The 21,626-nt window shown below is 66.2% G+C and carries 19 protein-coding genes and 1 tRNA gene; 16 read left to right on the forward strand and 4 right to left on the reverse strand.

Annotation, left to right across the window (positions count from 1 at the left end):
- The first annotated feature begins 1 nt into the window (after position 1).
- Complete coding sequence (locus tag ASE00_RS21640) at positions 2–514, forward strand: phosphoribosyltransferase (protein WP_056383808.1); 513 nt, start codon at positions 2–4, stop codon at positions 512–514.
- On the opposite strand, the gene ASE00_RS21645 is transcribed toward ASE00_RS21640, so the two are convergent.
- The gene (locus ASE00_RS21645; RefSeq protein ID WP_082594894.1) at positions 515–1,669 is read right to left on the reverse strand and encodes an acyltransferase family protein; all 1,155 of its coding nucleotides are present in this window, start codon (positions 1,667–1,669) and stop codon (positions 515–517) included.
- A 168-nt stretch (positions 1,670–1,837) separates the two neighbouring features.
- Between ASE00_RS21645 and ASE00_RS21650 the strand changes: the two genes are divergently transcribed.
- From ASE00_RS21650 to ASE00_RS21665, 4 genes are read left to right on the forward strand one after another with little or no spacing between them, the layout of a single operon-like run.
- A complete protein-coding gene (locus ASE00_RS21650; protein ID WP_056383810.1) occupies positions 1,838–3,274 on the forward strand; it encodes a GMC oxidoreductase in 1,437 nt (478 codons plus the stop codon).
- A 14-nt stretch (positions 3,275–3,288) separates the two neighbouring features.
- Positions 3,289–3,735: a hypothetical protein gene (locus ASE00_RS21655; RefSeq protein ID WP_056383811.1), complete on the forward strand. Its 447-nt coding sequence runs from the start codon at positions 3,289–3,291 to the stop codon at positions 3,733–3,735.
- A 28-nt stretch (positions 3,736–3,763) separates the two neighbouring features.
- Entirely contained in the window at positions 3,764–4,429 is a 666-nt protein-coding gene (locus tag ASE00_RS21660; RefSeq protein WP_056383812.1) for a peptidylprolyl isomerase, read from the forward strand.
- A gap of 38 nt (positions 4,430–4,467) precedes the next feature.
- The gene (locus ASE00_RS21665; protein WP_056383813.1) at positions 4,468–4,827 is read left to right on the forward strand and encodes a ribonuclease E inhibitor RraB; all 360 of its coding nucleotides are present in this window, start codon (positions 4,468–4,470) and stop codon (positions 4,825–4,827) included.
- A 16-nt stretch (positions 4,828–4,843) separates the two neighbouring features.
- On the opposite strand, the gene ASE00_RS21670 is transcribed toward ASE00_RS21665, so the two are convergent.
- Positions 4,844–6,352: a malonate--CoA ligase gene (locus ASE00_RS21670; protein WP_056383814.1), complete on the reverse strand. Its 1,509-nt coding sequence runs from the start codon at positions 6,350–6,352 to the stop codon at positions 4,844–4,846.
- A 149-nt stretch (positions 6,353–6,501) separates the two neighbouring features.
- Here ASE00_RS21670 and ASE00_RS21675 point away from each other — a divergent pair, with 149 nt between their 5' ends.
- The 11 genes from ASE00_RS21675 to cobA all read left to right on the forward strand — a co-directional run bounded on the left by ASE00_RS21675 (position 6,502) and on the right by cobA (position 21,103).
- Entirely contained in the window at positions 6,502–7,083 is a 582-nt protein-coding gene (locus ASE00_RS21675) for an ANTAR domain-containing response regulator (RefSeq protein WP_056383860.1), read from the forward strand.
- Positions 7,080–8,282 carry a CmpA/NrtA family ABC transporter substrate-binding protein gene (locus tag ASE00_RS21680; protein WP_056383815.1) on the forward strand — a complete coding sequence of 401 codons (1,203 nt, stop codon included), beginning with the start codon at positions 7,080–7,082 and terminating at the stop codon, positions 8,280–8,282. The genes ASE00_RS21675 and ASE00_RS21680 overlap by 4 nt, the downstream gene beginning before the upstream one ends.
- A gap of 227 nt (positions 8,283–8,509) precedes the next feature.
- Positions 8,510–9,814 (forward strand): CmpA/NrtA family ABC transporter substrate-binding protein, encoded by a 1,305-nt coding sequence (locus tag ASE00_RS21685; protein ID WP_082594895.1) that lies wholly within the window; start codon positions 8,510–8,512, stop codon positions 9,812–9,814.
- Between the two features lie 24 nt (positions 9,815–9,838).
- Complete coding sequence (ntrB, locus tag ASE00_RS21690) at positions 9,839–10,792, forward strand: nitrate ABC transporter permease (protein ID WP_056383816.1); 954 nt, start codon at positions 9,839–9,841, stop codon at positions 10,790–10,792.
- A gap of 163 nt (positions 10,793–10,955) precedes the next feature.
- Positions 10,956–11,759 (forward strand): ABC transporter ATP-binding protein, encoded by an 804-nt coding sequence (locus tag ASE00_RS21695; RefSeq protein WP_056383817.1) that lies wholly within the window; start codon positions 10,956–10,958, stop codon positions 11,757–11,759.
- Between the two features lie 103 nt (positions 11,760–11,862).
- Complete coding sequence (locus ASE00_RS21700) at positions 11,863–13,128, forward strand: alginate export family protein (RefSeq protein ID WP_056383818.1); 1,266 nt, start codon at positions 11,863–11,865, stop codon at positions 13,126–13,128.
- Positions 13,129–13,478: 350 nt separating this feature from the next.
- On the forward strand, positions 13,479–14,687 hold the full coding sequence (locus ASE00_RS21705) for an MFS transporter (protein WP_056383819.1): 1,209 nt from the start codon (positions 13,479–13,481) through the stop codon (positions 14,685–14,687).
- A gap of 49 nt (positions 14,688–14,736) precedes the next feature.
- The gene (gene nirB / locus ASE00_RS21710) at positions 14,737–17,205 is read left to right on the forward strand and encodes a nitrite reductase large subunit NirB (protein ID WP_056383864.1); all 2,469 of its coding nucleotides are present in this window, start codon (positions 14,737–14,739) and stop codon (positions 17,203–17,205) included.
- A complete protein-coding gene (gene nirD, locus ASE00_RS21715) occupies positions 17,202–17,555 on the forward strand; it encodes a nitrite reductase small subunit NirD (protein ID WP_200957986.1) in 354 nt (117 codons plus the stop codon). Before nirB ends, nirD begins: the two co-directional genes overlap by 4 nt.
- A gap of 139 nt (positions 17,556–17,694) precedes the next feature.
- A complete protein-coding gene (locus ASE00_RS21720; RefSeq protein WP_056383820.1) occupies positions 17,695–20,316 on the forward strand; it encodes a nitrate reductase in 2,622 nt (873 codons plus the stop codon).
- Positions 20,303–21,103, forward strand: a complete 801-nt coding sequence (gene cobA, locus ASE00_RS21725) for a uroporphyrinogen-III C-methyltransferase (RefSeq protein ID WP_056383821.1) — start codon at positions 20,303–20,305, stop codon at positions 21,101–21,103. Before ASE00_RS21720 ends, cobA begins: the two co-directional genes overlap by 14 nt.
- Here cobA and ASE00_RS21730 read toward each other — a convergent pair.
- Both ASE00_RS21730 and ASE00_RS21735 read right to left on the reverse strand, forming a co-directional pair.
- Positions 21,066–21,419, reverse strand: a complete 354-nt coding sequence (locus ASE00_RS21730) for a hypothetical protein (protein ID WP_056383822.1) — start codon at positions 21,417–21,419, stop codon at positions 21,066–21,068. The genes cobA and ASE00_RS21730 overlap by 38 nt on opposite strands.
- A gap of 110 nt (positions 21,420–21,529) precedes the next feature.
- Positions 21,530–21,606 (reverse strand) — tRNA-Met (locus tag ASE00_RS21735).
- Positions 21,607–21,626: the final 20 nt, after the last annotated feature.

The following is a 21,626-nucleotide window of genomic DNA, read 5'->3' on the forward strand; positions in this document are numbered from 1 at the left end:
CATGCCGACCCTGACCAATGTCGACCATCCCGAGTTCCTGATGGCGGTTCAATATGTCGCGGCGCGGGTGAAGGAGAGCGGCTGGTCGCCCGCCTTCATCATCGGCCTCGGGCGGGGCGGGCTCACCCCGGCGGTCTATCTGAGCCATGCGACCGGGGTACCGATGCTGTCGGTCGACCATAGCTCGCACCTGCCCGACTTCGCGGCAGAATTGCTCGTCAAGCTGGCGGTGCACAGCATGACCGACCGGCTGTTGTTCGTCGACGACATCAACGACAGCGGCGGCACCATCGCCCATGTGAAGGCGGCGCTGACCGCCGCGGGCGGCAATCTCGACAATGTCCGCTTCGCGACGCTGATCGACAATGTCGTCTCGACCGAGCGCGTCCATTATCGCTTCCGCACGATCGACCGCAGTTCCAACAAGGACTGGTTCGTCTTCCCGTGGGAGCAGGTCGCGCCGACCGAGAAACTGCTCGAGGATTCCGTGGTGGTGCCGGAAAGATTGGCCTGATCAGGGCGCCGGATTGCGGCGCGCCGCGCGCTCGCCCGATGTCGGCGCCTTCGGGCCACCGAGCCAGCGGCTGAGCTGCGCCATCCATTGCTCGTCGAGCCGCGACAGCGGCCAGGCGAGCAGGAAGATAAGCGTCGTCGACAGGATCAGCGCGCCGGCCACGGCGATCGGGCAATAGCCGAAAGTCAGGATGATTGCCCCCGCCACCGCCGACTGGATCGGGATGTGGATCACATAGACCGCGAAGGACAGGCGGCCGAGCTGGCGGCCGACCCGGCTATCGATCTCGCGCAGCCTGGCGATACCGCGCATCCCCACCAGCAGCGCGGTCGCCCCCGCGCCGAGCAGCAGCCAGTCGATCCGCATGACCTGAGTCGCCTTATAGGCCGACCCCAGGACGAGACCGATCCCGATCAGGCCCAGCGCCACCGGCAGCTTCAGGTCCACCGGCCGCGCCAGCACATATTTGGCGATATAGACGGTGGCGACGCAGATCGCGCAAAGCGGGTGGATGCGCAGCGCGGCGATGGCGATCAGGGTGAGGAGCAGCGCATCGACGATCGGGCGTGGCCGCGATCCGATCAGCGTCGCGCCGGCCAGCGCCAGCATACTGCCGAACAGTTCATATTTCATCGTCCACAGCGCCGAGTTGAACTGGCTGACGCCATGCGCGAACAGCAGCACGCCGTCGCGCGCGGCGCTCCACAGCGAGACGGCGGGCCAGGGCGCCCAATATTTGATCCCGCCGCTGCGATCGAGCCACTCCGAATGGGTTATCGCCGCCACCGCGCGCGTCGGCAGCCAGCCGGACAGGTAGAGCGTGGCGGGCAGCAGCACCCCGACCAGCGTCAGCGGCAGCAACCGGGGGAAGCGCTTGGCGATCGCGGCGATGCCCCGGCTTCGCTCTCCGCCGCTCACCAGCCCGCGGGTCAGCACGAAGCTCGACAGCACGAAGAAGACCGTGACCATGAAATGACCGTTGAGCGGCGCGACCAGGAAAGGACGCTGGGCGACGAGGCCCAGCGCCGTCAGGGCGCGGGGCGCCGACGCCGCCGGAACATAGGCCAGGAGGAAATGGTAGAGCGCCACCGCGAGCGCGGCATAGCCGCGCAACGCATCGACGTCGCGCAATTTGGACGGGGGGCTTGCGGCCATGTCCGCTCCATCATCGTGATGCGCTCTGCTCGCAGTGCGGGGTGGGGCGCGCCACCGTCACCCGACGAACCGGGCGGAAAAAGCCGTGAATGCCGCAGCGCAGCAGTTCTCTTCACTCCGCAAAGCGGTTAGCTTTCGATCTTGCGGGGGCGGGGAGTAAAAGGCCCGATGAATCTCGCAGACCCGGCCGCGCTGGCCGACGAACATTTCGATTATGTCGTGATCGGCTCGGGCTTCGGTTCGACCTTCTTCGTTCATAAATTGCTGGAGACGCGTCCCGGCAGGGTGCTGATCGTCGAATGGGGCGAGCATCATCCGCATGGCTGGCAGATCGAGAAGTGGAAGAATTCGGCGATCGACGGCGCGACCACCTATAGGTCCGAAAGCGACAAGCCCTGGCACTATACCGTCGCGCTCGGCGGCGGCACGAATTGCTGGTACGGTCAGACCCCTCGGCTGCACCCCACCGACTTCCGGTTGAAGAGCCTCTATGGCGTCGGCGCGGATTGGCCGATCGATTATGACGCGCTCGAGCCCTTTTACGGCCAGGCCGAGACGATCATGTCGATTTCGGGCGACCCGGACATGGCGAAGGTCCTGCCGCGATCGACCCCCTTCCCGCAGCCCGCGCATCGCATGACGACGCCGGAGCACCTTCTGAAGAAGGCGCAGCGGGACTGGCACTTCGCCATCCCGACCGCGCGGGCGCGCGTCGCGACCGAACAGCGGGCGGCCTGCTGCGCCTCCTTCACCTGCCACCGCTGCCCCGCCGACGCCAAGTTCACCGCGCTCAACGGCATGAAATCGGTGCTCGAGCACCCGCGGGTCACGGTGGCGCTCAGCACCAAGGCGATCCGCTTCGACAGCGCGGGCGACAGCGTCAGCGCGTTGGTGATCGAGAGCGCGGGCAAGCAATATCGCGTCACCAGCGACCTGTTCGTGCTCGGCGCGAACGCCATCCAGAGCCCGGCCATATTGCAGCGTTCGTCGATGGGTGGCGGGTTGACCGGCAAGGGCCTCCACGAAAGCCTCGGCACCCATGTCGAAGTCCTGCTCGACGGGCTCGATTCGCTCGACGGCAGCACGATCACCACCGGCCTCAACTATGGCCTGTACGATGGCCCGTTCCGCAAGGACTATGCCGCCGCGCTGGTCAGCTTCGAGAATCGCTGGGTCCACGGCCTGCGCACCGAGCCCGGCCGGTGGAAGCAGACGCTGCCGCTGATCATCATGACCGAGGATCTGCCGCAGGACGGCAACAACGTCACCATTGATGAGCATGGCATGCCCGTCGTCAGCTGGATCGGGCCATCGGATTATGCCCGGCGCGGGCAGAAGGAGGCCTTCGCCAAGCTGCCCAAGCTGCTGTCGCCGCTGCCCGTCGAGGACATCATCTTCCGTTCGGACCGCGACACCGAATCGCATCTGCAGGGCACGCTGCGCATGGGCGACGACCCGGCCAGTTCGGTGATCGATTCGAAGATGATCCACCATCGCTGGCGCAATCTGGCGGTGGTGGGCAGTTCGGCCTTCACCACCTGTTCGGCCTCCAACCCGAGCCTGACCGTGGCCGCGCTGTCGCTGCGCGCGGCATCGCTGCTGTAGAAGGAGGGGCCACGATGGCGTTCAACATCACCCGCCGCACCATGCTCGCTGGCGCCGGCGCGGGCGCGGCGATCGCCGCGACCGGCGGCGCGCTCCTCGTCGCCGGATCCGATACCGATGGCCTGATCCGTTCGATCCTCAACCGGCTGGTGGGGCCCTTCGCCATGACGCAGGAGGATTTCGACAAGATGGTCAAGGCGATCGACCACAGGGCAGGGCTGCCCAGGGGCCCCAAGCTGCGCATGATGGCGACGCTCGAGAAGTCGGGCTGGTCGGCCGATCTGCTCGACCGCGCACCCCGATCGATCCGCGATCGCCGCGAGATGATCGAACGCGCCGCGCTCACCGAATTCGTCATCCAGACCAATTATCTGGACGTTCAGGACAAGGCGCACGACCAGATCCTCTATCTGGGCCGCCACCCCTGTTCGAGCCCCTTCGCGAACTTCGAGATGACATGAGGCGCGTGATTTGCGCTAGGCTGACGGCATGATGATCCTTCGACTCGCCCTTGCCGCCCTGTTGCTGTCAGCGGTCCCCGCCACTGCGCAGGAAGCCGCCCCGCCACTGCCCGCGGCGCCCGCCGCCGCGCCCGCGCCAAAACCCGCGACCGTGATGGTCAACATGATGACGAGCGAAGGCCCGATCCTGATCGAGCTGGAGAAAGAGCGCGCGCCGGTCACGACCAATAATTTCCTGCGCTATGTCGATGCGAAGCGCTTCGACAACACGACCTTTTATCGCGGGGTGAACGTGCCCGGCATGCCCGAGCTCGGGCTGGTTCAGGGCGGTGTGAAGTTCGATCCGCGCAAGATGTTTCCCGCCATTGCGCATGAACCGACCAGCAAGACCGGCGTGCTCCATACCGACGGCACGATATCGATGGGCCGCAACGCACCCGGGACCGCTGCGGGCGACTTCTTCATCACTATCGGCAAGATGGACTATATGAACGCCGATCCGTCCGCGCCGGGCGACAATGCGGGCTACGCCGCCTTCGGCCATGTCGTCGAGGGGATGGACGTCGTGAAGAAGATCCTCGCCGCGCCGCGCTCGCCCACCCTCGGCGAAGGCGTGATGAAGGGCCAGATGATCGCTGCGCCGGTGAAGATCATCACCGTCCGTCGCGCCACGCCCGCGCCGAAGCCCAAATAGGGCGCGCCACCGGCGCGATTACATGGCATGGGAAGACCATGTCCGATCTCCCCTTCGATCCCGACCGCCTGGCGGAAGAACTCGCCGCCGACGCCGACGTCGTACGCGACCTACGCGACAGCGGCGACGCGCCCGACATCGTTCGGCCCGTCGATGTCCATTTCGTCGGCGAAGCAGCGACGATCGCGCGGCTGGAGGGCGAGATCGAAGCGCTAGGCTGGACGGTCGTCGAGGTCGAACTCGACGACGACGGCTATGTCACCCTTTCGGTACAGCGCGAACAGACCACCACCGACGCAGCGCTGCGCACCCTGACCGAAGACGCGCTCCGGGTCGAGGCGGCCTATGGCGTCAGCTATGATGGCTGGGGCACCGTCGCGGTAAGCAGCGCCACCTGACGGCGCCAAGGCCGGCCTACCCCAGCAAGCCCTTGTGCACCTCGCGCAGCGCGGCCTTCTGCACCTTGCCCATAGCATTTTTGGGCAACGCATCGACGAACAGGATCGCCTTGGGCTGCTTGAAGCGGGCAAGCTTGTCGGCAAGCCCGGCCTGGATGGCATCCGCGTCCGCGAAACCCGGTTCGCGCGGCACGATCACGGCAACCACGCCTTCGCCCAGATCGCGGTGCGGTACGCCGATCACCGCCGACTCGTGCACCTCCGGCAGTTCGTCGATCGCGGTCTCGACCTCGGCGGGATAGACATTGTAGCCGCCCGAGATGATCAGGTCCTTGGCGCGTCCGACGATCGACACATAGCCTTGCGGGTCGATGAAGCCGAGATCGCCCGAGATGAACCAGCCGTCGCGGACCTCGGCCGCGGTCTTTTCGGGCATCCGCCAATAGCCCTTGAAGACATTCGGGCCCGCGATCTCGATCACCCCCACCTCACCCTGCGGCAGTTCGCGCCCGCTCTCGGGATCGGCGATACGGATCGACACCCCCGGCAAAGGCTGCCCCACCGTCCCGGCGATGCGGTCGCCGTCATAGGGGTTGGACGTGTTCATATTGGTCTCGGTCATGCCGTAGCGTTCGAGGATGGCATGGCCGGTGCGCGCGCGGAACTCGCGATGGATGTCGGCGGAGAGCGGCGCGCTGCCCGATACGAACAGACGCATATGCTGCACCAGATCGCGGGTGAATGCGGGCTCGTCGAGCAGCCTGATATAGAAGGTCGGCACCCCCATCATCGTCGTCGCGCGCGGCAACTGCCGCAGCATTTCCGCAGCATCGAAGCGCGGCAGGAAGATCATCGACGCGCCCGCCGCGAGGACGATGTTGGTCGCGACGAAGAGGCCATGGGTGTGGAAGATCGGCAGTGCATGGAGCAGTATGTCGTCCGCGGTAAAGCGCCAGAAGTCCTTCAGCATGAAGGCATTGGAGGCGAGATTGTCATGGCTGAGCATCGCCCCCTTGGAGCGGCCGGTGGTACCCGACGTGTAGAGAATTGCTGCAAGATCATCGTCATCGCGCGCGACATTTTCGAAGCTGGAGGGTGCAGCATCGGCGAGTTTGGACAGGCTGCCCTCGCCTTGCGCACCCAGCGTCTCGACCCGCGGCACGCCAGCCGCCGCGGCGAGCGGCGCGACCGCCGCCAGCGCTTTCGGATCGCACAGGAACAGCGCGGGTTCGGCATCGCGCATGAAATAGTCGAGTTCGCCTGCGGTATAGGCGGTGTTGAGCGGCAGGAAGACCGCCCCCGCGCGCAGACAGCCCAGATAGGCCATCAGCATGTCGATGCTCTTCTCGGCCTGCACCGCGACCCGATCGCCGGTCTGCACGCCCAGATCGCGCAACACATTGGCGAACCGCGCCGAGCGCGCCTCGACATCGGCATAGCGAACGACGCTGCCATCGGTCAGATGGGCGAAGACGGTGTCGCCGGTCGGGAAGCGTTCGGCGAGGCGCGTATAGAGATTGGTCATGGAACGCCTCCCTACAAGCGCGGGGCCGCGCCATCAATCAGCCGCACTTCGAGCGATGACGGACGGCGGACGGTTGCATTGTACCGCTGCATTGCCGCATAGGCACGCGCCTTGGTTTCGCGTTGGCTCGTAAAATGGGGGCGACCGCCTTGCGAATCGTGATTGTCGACGACAGCGGCCTGCGCGCGACCGTCCTAGAGGACGGGCTGCGGGAGGCCGGCTATGACGACATCCATGTCGTGCCGCCGCACGGGGCCTGGGTCGCCAAGCTCGAGCGGATGGCGCCCGACGTCGTGCTGATGGACCTGGGCAGCCCGAGCCGCGACACGCTTGAGGAGATGCTCGCGGTCAGCCGCGCGCTCGCCCGCCCGATCGCGATGTTCGTCGATCAGTCGGACGACCAGATGATCGGCGCGGCGATCGACGCCGGCGTGTCGGCCTATGTCGTCGACGGGCTGCGCAAGGAGCGGGTGAAGCCGATCCTCGACCTCGCCATCCGCCGCTTCAGCGCCTTCGCCAGGATGCAGAGCGAGCTCGATGCGGCGCGTTCGGAACTGGCCGACCGCAAGACCATCGACCGCGCCAAGGCGATATTGATGGAAAGCCGCAATCTTTCCGAAGCCGATGCCTATGCGCTGCTCCGCAGCACGGCAATGAACCAGAGCCGCCGCATCATCGAGGTCGCCGAGGCCCTGATCACCGCCAGCGACCTGTTGGGAGGAAAAGCTTGACCCCGATCTCGATCGCCTTCCTGCCGCTGACCGATTGCGCGGTGCTCGTCGCCGCACGCGAAAAGGGCTTCGCCGCCGAAGCCGGCTTCGACCTGCGCCTGATCCGCACGACATCCTGGGCGGAGACGCGCGACCGGCTCGTTTATGGGCAAACGGAGGCGGCACATCTGCTCGCACCGTTGACGGTAGGCGTTTCGCTGGGGATCAGCCAGCATCGCTGCGCGCTGGCGGCGCCGTTCAAGCTCAACGTCAACGGCAACATCTTCGTGATGGGCACCGAGTTCGCCCAGGCGCTCGACCCGGATCCGGCACGGCGGCTCGACGATCCGCTGGCCACCGCGCATGATTTCGCCGCCGCGATCGGGCTGTATCGCCGCAAGCCGATCATCGGCATGGTCCATCGCCTGTCGAGCCACGCGCTCGCCCTGCGTTACTGGCTCGCCTCGGCGGGGATCGACCCCGATCGCGACATCGCCATGCCGGTTCTGCCGCCCTCCTTCATGGCGGATGCGCTGCGCGCGGGCGAAATCGACGGCTATATCGCCGGTTCGCCCTGGGGACTGGTCGCCGTCGACCAGGGTCTCGCCGAGACGGTGATGGTGAGCGCCCGCATCTGGCAGCGCGGCGTCGAAAAGGTGCTGGCCTTCCGCGAAGAGTGGATGGAGGCTAATCCGGACACGGTGGATCGCCTGCTGGTGGCGCTGACCGCCGCCGCCGCCTGGTGCGATGAACCCGCGAATCGTGAAGAACTGGCCACGCTGTTGTCCGCACCCGAATATATCAATCTCGATCCCAGGATCATTCTCCCCAGCCTGAGCGGCCACTTCCCGGTGCGCGCCGGCATGCCGATGGCCGATGTGCCCGACGCCATGATCTTCCATCGCGAAGCGGCCGCATTCCCGTGGCGGAGCCAGGCGCTGTGGATCTATTCGCAGTTCGTCCGCTGGGGCTTCATCAAGGCCAGTCCCGACGATGAGCAACGGGCCGGCAACGTCTTCCGCCCGGACGTATACCGCCGCGCGCTCGGCGCCAGCGGTCTGCCGATGCCCGGCGCCAGCATGAAGGTCGAAGGATCGCTTTCGACTCCGCTGCCGGTCGGTTCGAGCAGCGGGACGCTGACCCTCGGACCCGACCGTTTCTTCGATGGCCGCGTTTTCGACCCCTCGCGGATTGACGAATATCTAGCCGGATTCAAATAGTTGGTAGACGATTGCACTCGAACGGGGTGCGATTGCAAAAATTTAACTTGCTCGTTCCTGCCGATTCGCGCGTTATGTGTGCAGCGCACAATGACGTAGCGCACATCCGGTTGCCTCCCCAACGATGGGGATGAGGCGCCTTCGTTTAACAGCAAAGCCGCTGTCGGGCCTCGATCTGTCGAGGGCTCGATCGCGGCTTTTTTTCGTTTTTGGCTCTCGGGGGAAAGATGACGGACAGAATCGACGATGAAGGCGGCTTGATCACCACCATGGGTCGCCGCGCCTTCCTGAAGACCGGCGCGACCGCAGCGGCGGGGCTCGCCGCCGCAGGGCTCGGCAGCAGTCCTGCCCTTGCCGCTGGCGGCAAGCCCGAGGTTACGGGCGCGAAGCTCGGCTTCATTGCGCTGACCGACGCCGCGCCGCTGATCGTCGCGAAGGAACTCGGCCTGTTCGCCAAATATGGCATGCCCGACGTCGTCGTCGCCAAGCAGGCGAGCTGGGCCGGCACCCGCGACAATCTGGTCCTCGGCGCGGCCGCAGGCGGCATCGACGGTGCGCATATCCTGTCGCCCATGCCCTATCTGCTGACGCTCGGCACGATCGGCAAGGCGACGCCGATGAGCATTCTCGCCCGGCTCAACGTCAACGGTCAGGGCATTTCGGTCGAAAAAGAGTATCTCGGCGCGCGCGCCGACATCAATTCGGCGCGGATGAAGCCGCTGATCGCGCAACGCAAGGCCGCCGGCCGCAAGATCACAATGGCGATGACCTTCCCTGGCGGCACCCATGACCTGTGGATCCGCTACTGGCTCGCCGCGCAGGGCATCAACCCTGATGTCGACGTCGAACTGATCACCATCCCGCCCGCCCAGATGGTCGCCAACATGAAGGCGAACACGATGGAGGCCTTCTGCGTCGGCGAACCGTGGAACGACCAGCTGGTCGCACAGAAGCTCGGTTATACAGCGGTGTCGACCGGCCAGCTGTGGATGAACCACCCCGAAAAAGCCTTCGCGATGCGCTCCGACTGGGTTGCGGCCCATCCCAACGCCGCGATCGCGCTGACCGCGGCTGTGATCGAGGCGCAGCGCTGGTGCGACGTGCCCGCGAACAACGCCAAGCTGGCCGAGATCGTCGGTGGGCGCGACTGGCTCAAGGTGCCCGTCACCGACATCCAGGACCGGCTGCTCGGCAATTTCAACATGGGCGACGGCCGCGTGTTCAAGAACGCGCCGTTCAAGATGAAGTTCTGGGCGTCGAACGCCTCCTTCCCCTACAAGAGCCACGACCTCTGGTTCCTCACCGAGGACCAGCGCTGGGGCAAGCTGCCCGCCAATCTCAACACCAAGGCGGTGATCGCCAAGGTCAACCGCGCGGACATCTGGCGCAAGGCCGCGGCGCTGGCGAAGGTGCCCGCCGCGCAGATCCCCAAGTCGGACAGCCGCGGCGTCGAGCGCTTCTTCGACGGCAAGGTCTTCGACCCGGCCAATCCCGCTGCCTATCTCGCCAGCCTGAAGATCAAAAAGGTCTGATCCTTCGCCAAGGGAGCTTAACCCATGTCCTCCTCGGTTCGCTTAGCGTCTCCCGACCAGCCGTCGCCCGAACCCGGCGAGCGGCCCCAGGCGGAGATCATTCCCTATCCCGGCGCGCATCCCGCCGCGTCGGAGATGCCGAAAAAGGGTTTCGATTTCAGCCCGATCGCCGATCGTCTCCGGGCGGCGGCAATCGCCATCCTGCCGATGGTCCTGATGGTCATCGCGCTGCTGATGGTGTGGGAAATCGCCTGTAGCGGCGAGGGGTCCTCCTTGCCCGCCCCGTCGAAGGTGTGGAGCGAAAGCCATGACGTGATCATGCACCCGCTCAAGGGCGTCGAGCGCGACGGGATGGGCTTCAAGATCCAGGACGGCGGCGATGTCGGCATCGCGGGGCATATCCTGACCAGCCTCACCCGGGTCGGCGTGGGCTTCAGCCTGTCGGCGATCTTCGGCATCGCGCTGGGCATCCTGATCGGCCAGAGCAAGTTCGCCTATCGCGCGCTCGATCCGCTGTTCCAGATTCTGCGCACGGTGCCGCCGCTCGCCTGGCTGCCGATCAGTCTTGCCATCTTCCAGCAGGCCCAGCCATCGGCGATCTTCCTGATCTTCATCACCGCGATCTGGCCGGTGATCCTGAACACCGCCGCGGGCGTGCAGAACATCCCGGCCACCTATCGCAATGTCGGCCGCGTCCTGTCGCTCAACCCATTTGAATATTTCACCAAGATCATGCTGCCGGCGACCGTGCCGCACATGTTCACCGGCCTGCGGATCGGCGTCGGCATGAGCTGGCTGGCGATCGTCGCGGCGGAAATGGTGCAGGGCGGCACCGGCATCGGCTTCTTCATCTGGGACAGCTACAACAGCTCGCTGCTCACCGACACGATCGTCGCCCTCGTCTGGATCGGTCTGATCGGCTTTACCCTCGATCGCATCGTCGGCTGGATCGGCCGCCGCGTCGCCCGCCAGGCTTAAGCATCGTGCCGTTGCCAAAACCCATAACCGCTCATCCTGAGGAGCCACTGAGCTTGGCGAAGTGGCGTCTCGAAGGATCCTTCGAGACGGGTCGTCGTCTTCGCTCAGCCCCTCCTCAGGAAGAGCGGATAAAATTGATCTCCTCCTACTCAGAGGACCAACCATGAAGCATCGCAGCTATCTCGCCCTCGAAGGCATCGGGGTCACCTTTCCCACGCGTAAGGGTCCGTTCACCGCACTCCGCGACATCGACCTGTCGATCGAGAAGGGTGAGTTCGTCGCGCTGATCGGCCATTCGGGCTGCGGCAAGTCGACCCTGCTCAACATCATCGCCGGGCTGACCCGCCCGAGCCGAGGCGTTGTCTTCCTCGACGGCGACGTGATCGACCAGCCGGGGCCCGACCGCGCGGTGATCTTCCAGGATCATTCGCTGCTCCCCTGGATGACCGTCGAGGAAAATGTCCGGCTCGCGGTCGACAAGGTGATGTCCGGCAAGCCGCGCGCCGAGCGACGCGACTGGGTGATGCACAATCTCGACCTCGTGCAGATGGCGCACGCCGCCGCGAAGCGCCCGGGCGAATTGTCGGGCGGCATGAAACAGCGCGTCGGTATCGCCCGCGCGATCGCGATGAGCCCGCGCGTGCTGCTGATGGACGAGCCCTTCGGCGCGCTCGATGCGCTGACCCGCGCCAGCCTGCAGGACGCCGTCATGGCGATCCAGGCCAAGCTCAACAACACCGTGGTGATGATCACCCATGATGTCGACGAAGCCGTGCTGCTCGCCGATCGCGTGGTGATGATGACAAACGGGCCGGCGGCGACGATCGGCGAGGATCTGGCGGTCAGGTTGCCGCGTCCGCGCAACCGGATCGAAATGGCTGACACGCCCGACTATAACCATGCCCGGCACGAAATCCTGCATTTCCTGCACCAGCGCTTTTCGAATCCGGTCGACAAGGCCGCCTGAACATATCGTCAAAGGGGGCCGGGCAACGACCCGGCAGGGAGAGGATGCCGACCCGGCATCGGTAACGAGCGTACCATTCAATTAGATAGTTGGGGGGAAATCCATGCGATTCCTGACGTGCTGCCTCATGTCCACGGCAGCGTTGATTCCGGCCACCGCACAGGCGGTGAAACTGAAACCGCTCATCGATACCCGCCTGCGCTACGAGAGCGTCGACCAGGCCGGCTTCGCCAAGGATGCCGACGCGATCACCGCGCGAGCGCGGCTCGGCGTCGAAGCGGTGCAGGGGCCCTTCTCTTTCCTCGTCGAGGCCGAGAGTAGCTTCGCGATCAAGGAGTCCTATTTCAGCGGGGTCAACCGCAAGACGACCTATCCGACCGTCGCCGATCCGGAGAATGTCGAGCTAAACCGCATCCAGGTCCAATATAAGGGCATCCCCGGCACGGTCGTCACCGCTGGCCGCCAGCGCATCAACCTCGACGACCAGCGCTTCGTCGGCTCGGTCGGCTGGCGCCAGAACGAACAGACCTTCGATGCGGTGCGGATCGAATATAGCGGGGTGAAGAACCTCAAGATCGACCTCGCCTATAGCTGGTCAGACCGCACCATCTGGGGCGTCGACGGCGGCAAGCGCGGCTTCGTCAATCGCCCGCAGGCGATCAACGGCGACAATATCTTCGCCAATGCCAGCTACAAGACGCCCTATGGCACGCTGACCGGCTTCTTCTACCGCATCGACGAGGACGAGGCAGTGGTGGCGCTCCAGCGCAACAGCTCGAACAGCTTCGGCGCGCGCTTCGCGGGCAGCCGGGCGCTCAGCAAGGCGATCAAGTGGAGCTATACGCTCAGCTATGCGCGCCAGCAGGACAACGGCACCAACCCGCTCGACTATAGCGCCGACTATTTCCTCGCCGAAGGCGGGCTCGATATCGCGGCGTTCAAGTTGGGCGCGGGCGTCGAACAGCTGGGCGGCGACGCATCGGTCACCACCAAGGCCACCGGCGCGGCCTTCGCGGGCGGCTTTGCCTTCCAGACGCCCTTCGCGACGCTGCACAAATTCCAGGGTTGGGCGGACAAGTTTCTGACCACCCCGGCGGCCGGCATCACCGATTATTATGGATCGGCGGGCTATGGGCTGAAGAAGGTCGGTCCGTTCGACACGATCACGGCGACCGCCGTCTATCATCGCTACACCAGCGACGTCGGCAGCATCGTCTATGGCGACGAGATCAATCTTCAGCTGGTGGCCAAGGTCAAGAAATACACCTTCACCGCCAAATATGCCGATTATCAGCGCAAGGGCATCGCCAGTTTTGCGGGCGACGCCGACAGCAAGAAGTTCTGGCTGTCGGTCGACTGGGTGTTCTGAGGAGCGATTCTCCCGTCACTGCACGGCGGAGAGGATCTGAAGGGTAGAGGATGGCGCCCCGTCCGGAGCTTTCCGGGCGGGGTGTCCGCATATGCCGGGAAAAATGCTGCACCGCGCAAAATAGGCTCTTGCCTTGACGCGCGAGACATGAGAATTCCGGATCACGAGGCAAGGTCGCCTCGATTCCATAGCAGACCGGTCCGACGCTGGACCCGGAATGCGGCTGAGGCCCATAGGGCCGAGGCACAGGCAATGACGCCGCCCGAACCGATCGAAAGATCGTGCTTCGAGGCGGCTTTTTTCATGCCCGAAAGGATTGAAATGTCGCTGGTTGTGAATGAGGGTGCGCGATGAACAAGGGTTTCTGGGCAGCGGGCCACCGGCCCACGCTGATCGCCGCCTTCCTCTATTTCGACCTCGCCTTCATGGTATGGGTGCTGCTCGGCCCGCTGGCGCCGGCGATCTCGGCGGACCTCGGCCTCAGCCCCGCGCAAAAGGGCTTCATGGTCGCGGTGCCGACCCTCGCCGGCGCGGTCCTGCGCCTCGTCAACGGCGTGCTGGTCGACCGGATCGGTCCCAAGCTGACCGGCGCGATCGGCCAGATCATCGTCATGGCCGGCCTGCTCATCGCCTGGGCCAGCGGCGTCCACAGCTTCACCGGCACCGTCGCGGTCGGCATCATCCTTGGTTTCGCGGGCGCGAGCTTCGCGGTCGCGCTGCCGCTCGCCAGCCGCTGGTATCCGGCGGAGCATCAGGGCACCGCGCTCGGCATCGCCGGCATGGGCAACAGCGGTACCGTCTTCGCCGCGCTGTTCGCGCCGACGCTCGCCAAGCTGTTCGGCTGGAATGCGGTGCTGGGGCTCGCGGTGATCCCGCTTAGCATCGTCTTCGTCATCTACATGATCTTCGCGCAGAACGCGCCGAACCCGCCCGCGCCCAAGCCGGTCACCGCCTATCTCGAGCCGCTCAAGAAGGCCGACGCCTGGTGGTTCATGGCCTTTTACGGGGTCAGCTTCGGCGGCTTCGTCGGCCTCAGCTCCTCGCTGTCGATCTACTTCACCGATCAGTTCCACGTGACCCCGGTGATGGCCGGCTATTTCACCGCCGCCTGCGTCTTCGCGGGATCGATGATCCGCCCGTTCGGCGGCGCGGTGGCCGACCGGATCGGCGGCACCAAGGCGCTGACCGTCGCCTATCTGCTCGCCGCGATCACGCTCAGCGCGATCAGCACCGGCCCATCGCACGTCTTTCTCGCCCTCGGCCTGTTCCTCGTCGCGATGCTGGCGCTCGGCTTCGGCAACGGCGCGGTGTTCCAGCTGGTCCCGCAGCGCTTCCAGGCCGAGATCGGCGTGATGACCGGCCTGGTCGGTTTCGCGGGCGGGGTCGGCGGCTTCTACCTCGCCTCGTCGCTGGGCGTCGCCAAGCAGCTCACCGGTTCGCCGCAGCTCGGCTTCCTGATCTTCGCCGGGCTCGCCATGCTGGCGCTGGGCGGCATCACCCTGGTCAAGGGCCGCTGGCGGGCGACCTGGGCGACCGCGCTCGCCGGCGCGCGCATCTGATGCGTGTCCACCCCGCCCTCTCCGCTATAGCCAATTGAAGGACAGCATCATGCTCTCCCCCACGCCCCGCGAACATCTGGTGGTCATCGGCAACGGCATGGCCGGCTGCCGCGCCGTCGAAGAACTGCTCGCCCGCGATCCCGCCCGCTTCCGCGTCACCATCTTCGGCGCCGAGCCCTATGTGAACTACAACCGGATCATGCTGTCGCCGGTGCTGGCGGGCGAGAAGAGCTTCGACGACATCATCATCAACGACGCCGCCTGGTATCGGGACAATGGCATCGAACTGATCAGCGGCGATCCGGTGACGGCGATCGACCGCATGGCAAAGACGGTGACCGCGCAGAGCGGCCGTTCGGTCGGCTACGACCGGCTGCTGATCGCGACCGGCTCGGATCCCTTCATCATCCCGGTGCCCGGCAAGGACCTGCCCGGCGTCATCAGCTTCCGCGACATGAAGGATGTCGACGCGATGCTCGCCGCGGCGGATCAGGGCGGCGATGCAGTGGTGATCGGCGGCGGCCTGCTCGGCCTCGAAGCCGCGCATGGCCTGTCGCTGCGCGGCATGAAGGTGACCGTGCTCCACCTGATGTCGACGCTGATGGAGCGCCAGCTCGACGAGGCCGCGGGCTGGCTGCTCAAGACCGAACTCGAGAGCCGCGGCCAGACGATCCTGACCGGCGCCGACACCGCCGAGATCGTCGGCGACGGCAAGGTCGAGGCCGTCCGCCTGAAGGATGGCCGCGAGATTCCGGCCAGCTTGGTCGTCATGGCGGTCGGCATCAAGCCGTCGGTGTCGCTGGCCCGTGACGCCGGCCTCGCCGTCGGCCGTGGCATCCAGGTCGACGACCATATGGTGACCAGCGATCCCGCCATCCTCGCGGTCGGCGAATGCGTCGAGCATGACGGCAACGTCTATGGTCTGGTCGCGCCGCTGTGGGACATGTGCCGCGCGCTGGCCGACGGACTCGTCGAACAGCCGACCGGCTATCGCGGCTCGGTCACCTCGACCAAGCTCAAGGTATCGGGGATCGACGTCTTCTCGGCGGGCGACTTCTCGGGCGGCGACGGCGCGGAGGACATCGTCCTGCGCGACGCCTCACGCGGGGTCTACAAGCGCGTCGTGGTCCGCGACGACCGGATCGTCGGCGCGGTGCTCTACGGCGATACCGCTGACGGGAGCTGGTATTTCGACCTGCTCAAGAAGGGCGAGGATATCGCCCCGATCCGCGACGTGCTGATCTTCGGCCAGGCCTTCGCCTCCGGAGGTGGGCAGGCGGACCCTAAGGCGGCCGTTGCGGCGCTCTCGGACGATGCCGAGATCTGCGGCTGCAACGGCGTGTCGAAGGGCAAGGTGGTCGCCACGATCGAGGGGGGCGCGTGCACGCTCGACGCGGTCCGCGCGACCTGCAAGGCGTCGGCGTCGTGTGGATCGTGCACCAACATCGTCGAACAGCTGCTCGCGCTGACGCTCGACGATTATGACGGCGAACGGGTCGCCAAGACGATCTGCAAATGCAGCAGCTTCACCCATGACGATGTCCGCCGCGAAATCGTCGCCCAGGATATGACCTCGATCCCCGAGGTAATGCAGAAGCTCAGCTGGTCGACGCCCGACGGCTGCTCCTCCTGCCGCCCGGCGCTCAACTATTATCTGCTCTGCGCCCAGCCCGGCGTCTATATCGACGATCAGCAGAGCCGCTTCGTCAACGAGCGCCTCCACGCCAACATCCAGAAGGACGGCACCTATTCGGTGGTGCCGCGGATGTGGGGCGGCCTCACCAATCCGCGCGAGTTGCGCGCGATTGCCGACGTCGTCGAGAAGTATAACGCGCCGATGGTCAAGGTGACCGGCGGCCAGCGGCTCGACATCTTCGGGATCAAGAAGGAGGATCTGCCCGCGGTCTGGGCCGATCTCAACGCGGCGGGAATGGTCTCGGGTCACGCCTATGGCAAGTCGCTACGCACGGTGAAGACCTGCGTCGGTTCCGAATGGTGCCGCTTCGGCACCCAGGATTCGACCGGCCTCGGCGTCCAGCTCGAGCAGATGACCTGGGGCTCGTGGATGCCGCACAAGTTCAAGATCGCGGTATCGGGCTGTCCGCGCAACTGCGCCGAGGCGACGATCAAGGACTTCGGCGTGATCTGCGTCGATTCGGGCTATGAGCTGCATGTCGCGGGCAATGGCGGCATCAAGCTGCGCGGCACCGACCTGCTCTGCAAGGTCGCGACCGAGCAGCAGGCCAAGGACTATTGCGCGGCCTTCACTCAGCTCTACCGCGAGGAAGCCTGGTATCTCGAACGCACCGCGCCCTGGGTCGAGCGGGTCGGCATCGATTATATCCGTCAGCGGATCGTCGACGACGAGGTCGGCCGTGAAGCGCTGACCGGCCGTTTCCTCTATTCGCAGAGCTTCTCGCAGGACGATCCCTGGGCCGCGCGCGCGGCGGGCGCCGAACGCGAGCAGCATGCCCATCTCGGGGAGTTCCGCCCGCTCGTGCTGGAGGCCGCCGAATGAACGCTTTCATCGGAGACTGGATCGACGTCGGCTCGATCACCGAAATCCCGCTGCGCGGGGCGCGGACGATCAAGCGGGCCGATGGCGAGGAGGTCGCCCTGTTTCGCACGAGCAGCGAGAAGGTCTTCGCGCTGGTCAACCGCTGCCCGCACAAACATGGCCCGCTCAGCCAGGGCATCGTCCATGGCGACGCGGTCGCCTGCCCGCTGCACAACTGGCGGATATCGCTGGCGACCGGCGAGGCGCTGGGCGAGGACAAGGGTTGCGTGCCGACCATCCCGGTGCGGGTCGACGCGGGGCGCATCCTGATCTCGCGCGTGGCGCTGCTGGCAACCGCGGCGGCGGCATGATGCGTTACGGATCGTATATAAAACCCGTCATCCCGGGCTTGACCCGGGATCCCGCTTCTTCTTCCAGCTCGGCCCGGAAAAGCGGGATCCCGGATCAAGTGCGGGATGACGATATATTTGCCGCAATGGCGTTCGCTGGATGACTGAGGGCGCGCCGATCCGTACGACCTGCGCCTATTGCGGGGTCGGCTGCGGGGTGCTCGCCACCCCGCTCGGCGGCCGCGCACTGCGGATCGCGGGCGACCCGGATCATCCCGCCAACCGGGGCCGGCTCTGCTCGAAGGGCACGCATCTCGGCGAGACGGTCGGGATGGAAGGGCGGCTGCTCCACCCGATGATCGGCGCGAAGCGGGCCAGCTGGGACAAGGCGCTCGACCTCGTCGCACGCCGCTTCCAGGAGACGATCGCCAGACATGGTCCCGACAGCGTCGCCTTCTATGTCTCGGGCCAGCTGCTGACCGAAGATTATTATGTCGCCAACAAGCTGATGAAGGGTTTCATCGGCACGTCGAACATCGACACCAATTCGCGGCTGTGCATGTCGAGCGCGGTGGCGGGTCATGTCCGCGCCTTCGGCGAAGACATCGTCTCCGCCAGCTATGACGATCTCGACGAGGCCGACCTGTTCGTGCTGGTCGGGTCGAACACCGCCTGGTGCCACCCGATCGTCTATCAGCGCATCCAGGCGACTCGTGCGGTGCGCGGCGCGAAGCTGGTCGTGATCGATCCGCGCCGCACCGAGACCTGCGAGGATGCCGATCTCCACCTCGCCATCCGCCCCGGCAGCGACGTCGCGCTGATGAACGGCCTACTCGCTTATATGGCGCGCGAAGGGTTGCTCGACGACAATTATCTGGCCGAGAACGTTACGGCGTCGGCGGACTTCTGGACGAATATCGAGCACGACAGCGATCTGTGGAGCGTCGCGAAAACCTGCGACGTCGCGCCCGACCAGCTGCACCGCTTCTTCGAAATGTTCGCCGCCAACAAGCGCACCGTCACGATGTTCAGCCAGGGTATCAACCAGGCGCTGCGCGGCACCGATCAGGTCAACGCGATCATCAACGTCCACCTCGCCACCGGGCGGATCGGCAAGCCGGGATCGGCGCCCTTCTCGATCACCGGCCAGCCCAATGCGATGGGCGGCCGCGAGGTCGGCGGACTCGCCTCGACGCTCGCCGCGCATATGGATTTCGCGCCGGAGAATGTCGCACGGGTCGGCCGCTTCTGGGCCGCACCGAACATGGCCACCAAGCCCGGCCTCAAGGCGGTCGACATGTTCCGCGCGGTCGAAGAGGGCCGGATCAAGGCGATCTGGGTGATGGCTACCAATCCGGCGGTCAGCATGCCCGACGCGAACCGTGTCCGCGACGCGCTGGCCGCCTGCCCGTTTGTCGTCGTCTCCGATTGTATCGCGGATACCGACACGGGGCGCTTCGCCCATGTCCGCCTGCCCGCGGCCGGCTGGGCCGAAAAGGACGGCACCGTCACCAACAGCGAGCGGCGGATCAGCCGCCAGCGGCAGGTGCTGCCCTATGCCGGTGAAGCGCAGCCCGACTGGTGGATCATCACCGAAGTGGCGCGCCGCATGGGCTGGGGCAGCGCCTTCAGCTATGAAAGCCCCGCCGACATCTATCGCGAGCATGCCAGGCTGTCGGCCTATGACAATCGCGGCGCGCGGCTGTTCGACCTGCGCCGCGACGCCGCGATCGGCAACCCTGCCTATGACGCGATGGAGCCGTGGCGCTGGGGTGAACTCCCCTTCGCGAACGGGCGCTTTTCCACGCCCGACGGCAAGGCCCGGTTGATCACCACCGTCCAGGCCAATCTCGCCGAACCGCTGCGCGACTGGCCGCTGACCCTCAACACCGGCCGCTACCGCGACCAGTGGCACACGATGACTCGCACCGGCCTGTCGCCCAGGCTCGCGCGCCATCGCGAAGAACCGCTGGTCGAGATGAACCCCGAGGATATCGACCGCCTCGGTCTCGAAGATGGCGGAATCGCCCGGGTCGCGACCCCGCAGGGGAGCAGCCTGTTCCGCGTCCTCGCCAGCGCAGGACAGCGCCGCGGCGAGATCTTCACGCCGATCCACTGGACCGATCGCCAGTCGACCGGCGGGCGCACCGGTCTGCTGCCCCGCCCGCTGACCGATCCGCACTCGGGCCAGCCTGGATTCAAGTCCACACCCGCGAAGGTGGACAAGGTCGCGATCGAATGGCGCGGCTTCCTGATCGTCCGCGGCGAGCCGAAACACTGGCCGCAGGCGCTGTGGGCCACGCGGATCACCGTGCCCGGCGGGGCGCTGTTCGAACTGGCCGGAACCGGCGCCGACGCCATGCTCGACGCCTGCCTGCCTTCCGGTTCGCGGATCGAGGCCGCCGATGCCGCGCGCGGATCGCGCCGGGTCGCGATCCTCGACGACGACCGGTTGTCGGCGGTGCTGTTCGTCACCCGCACCGGCGAGCTGCCGAGCCGCGACTGGCTGATCACGCAGCTCTCCGCGCCACAGGTCGCGCCGACCCTGCTCGCCGGGCGCGCACCGGGGGCGCAGCCCGATCGCGGCGCGCTGATCTGCTCCTGTTTCGATGTCGGGCTGAAGACGATCGTCTCGGCGATCGGCGAGCAGCGGCTCACCGATGTCGCCGCGATCGGCAAGGCGCTGGGCGCGGGCACCAATTGCGGATCGTGCCGCCCGGCGCTCGCCCGGATCCTCGCCGAAACCCTCGCCCCCAAGGAGACCGTCCATGCAGCCGAATGAGCTTATCCCGCCGGGGATCGTCTGGCTGGTCGGCGCGGGGCCGGGCGATCCCGACCTGTTGACCCGCAAGGCCGAACGGCTGATCGCCGCCGCCGAGATCATCTTCCATGACGCGCTGGTCGGCCTCGATATCCTCGATCTCGCCGCGCCGGGCGTCGAGCTGGTCAGCGTCGGCAAGCGGTCGGGCCGCCATTCTAAGGATCAGGGCTCGATCAACGACCTGCTGCTCGCCGCCGCGCGGGCGGGGAAGCGCGTCGTCCGGCTGAAGGGCGGCGATCCCTCGATCTTCGGCCGTTCGACCGAGGAACTCGACCATCTCGCCGCCGCCGGGGTGCCGGTACGGATCTGCCCCGGCATCACTGCCGCGAGCGCCGCCGCCGCCAGCGGGCTCGCCTCGCTCACTCTGCGCGGGCTCGCCCGGCGGCTGACCTTCGTCACCGCCCACGCCCGCGCCGGTGAGGCGATCGATCTCGACTGGGACGCGCTCGCCGCGCACAACACGACGCTGGCGGTCTATATGGGCCGCGCCGCCGCGCCCGAGATCGTCCGCAACCTGCTAGCGGCAGGCCGTGCGCCCGACACGCCGGTGATGATCGCGGTTAATGTCTCGCTGCCGACCGAAAGGCTGATCCGCGGCCAGCTATCAGCGCTGCCCTTCCTGACCGCCGCGATCAGCGACGATGATCCGACGCTGTTGCTGATCGGGGAGGCGACCCGCGCGGCGGCGGTTCAGGTGGCCGAAGCAAGCATCACAGACCGAGCTGCGCCAAGCTGTCGGGCACGATAGCGCGCAGCTCGATCAGCGCCGGAACGGTCAGCGCCAGCCCTAGCAAGACATCGAAAGCGCGGATCGGTCGCAGGCGGCTGCCGCGCACCGGCCGCCGCGCAATGTCGCGCAGCGTGATCAGCAGCATCGCCACCCCGCAGAAACCTGCGACAGCCAGAAGCAGGACGAAGGGCAGCCGGAGCTGATCGGGCCAGGCGACGAAGGCCGGCCACAGCAGCAAGGCGGCCAGCCCGGCGATGCTGCCCGCGCCCGCCAGCTGATGGATCGTCCAGGGCCGCAGCCGAGGCGTCGGGCGGTCAGGGGTGCGGCGGCTCATGATCCTTCTTTACCGCGATGCGCGGCAGAGGAAAGGACATCGCGGATTGAACGACAGAAAGCCCCGGCGCGGATGCGACGAGGCTGTGCGAATATGTGTTTTTTTGGTGTTGGTTGCGGGGACAGGATTTGAACCTGTGACCTTCAGGTTATGAGCCTGACGAGCTACCGGGCTGCTCCACCCCGCGATGAGATTGTTGCCTCAGGC

This window comes from Sphingomonas sp. Root710 (assembly GCF_001429065.1).
Taxonomy (GTDB): domain Bacteria; phylum Pseudomonadota; class Alphaproteobacteria; order Sphingomonadales; family Sphingomonadaceae; genus Rhizorhabdus.

Coding starts and splice junctions, on each gene's coding strand:
- ASE00_RS21640 (WP_056383808.1), top strand. CDS start 2: ATGCCGACCCTGACCAATGTCGACCATCCCGAGTTCCTGATGGCGGTT.
- ASE00_RS21645 (WP_082594894.1), bottom strand. CDS start 1,669: ATGGCCGCAAGCCCCCCGTCCAAATTGCGCGACGTCGATGCGTTGCGC.
- ASE00_RS21650 (WP_056383810.1), top strand. CDS start 1,838: ATGAATCTCGCAGACCCGGCCGCGCTGGCCGACGAACATTTCGATTAT.
- ASE00_RS21655 (WP_056383811.1), top strand. CDS start 3,289: ATGGCGTTCAACATCACCCGCCGCACCATGCTCGCTGGCGCCGGCGCG.
- ASE00_RS21660 (WP_056383812.1), top strand. CDS start 3,764: ATGATGATCCTTCGACTCGCCCTTGCCGCCCTGTTGCTGTCAGCGGTC.
- ASE00_RS21665 (WP_056383813.1), top strand. CDS start 4,468: ATGTCCGATCTCCCCTTCGATCCCGACCGCCTGGCGGAAGAACTCGCC.
- ASE00_RS21670 (WP_056383814.1), bottom strand. CDS start 6,352: ATGACCAATCTCTATACGCGCCTCGCCGAACGCTTCCCGACCGGCGAC.
- ASE00_RS21685 (WP_082594895.1), top strand. CDS start 8,510: ATGACGGACAGAATCGACGATGAAGGCGGCTTGATCACCACCATGGGT.
- ntrB (WP_056383816.1), top strand. CDS start 9,839: ATGTCCTCCTCGGTTCGCTTAGCGTCTCCCGACCAGCCGTCGCCCGAA.
- ASE00_RS21695 (WP_056383817.1), top strand. CDS start 10,956: ATGAAGCATCGCAGCTATCTCGCCCTCGAAGGCATCGGGGTCACCTTT.
- ASE00_RS21700 (WP_056383818.1), top strand. CDS start 11,863: ATGCGATTCCTGACGTGCTGCCTCATGTCCACGGCAGCGTTGATTCCG.
- ASE00_RS21705 (WP_056383819.1), top strand. CDS start 13,479: ATGAACAAGGGTTTCTGGGCAGCGGGCCACCGGCCCACGCTGATCGCC.
- nirB (WP_056383864.1), top strand. CDS start 14,737: ATGCTCTCCCCCACGCCCCGCGAACATCTGGTGGTCATCGGCAACGGC.
- nirD (WP_200957986.1), top strand. CDS start 17,202: ATGAACGCTTTCATCGGAGACTGGATCGACGTCGGCTCGATCACCGAA.
- ASE00_RS21720 (WP_056383820.1), top strand. CDS start 17,695: ATGACTGAGGGCGCGCCGATCCGTACGACCTGCGCCTATTGCGGGGTC.
- cobA (WP_056383821.1), top strand. CDS start 20,303: ATGCAGCCGAATGAGCTTATCCCGCCGGGGATCGTCTGGCTGGTCGGC.
- ASE00_RS21730 (WP_056383822.1), bottom strand. CDS start 21,419: ATGAGCCGCCGCACCCCTGACCGCCCGACGCCTCGGCTGCGGCCCTGG.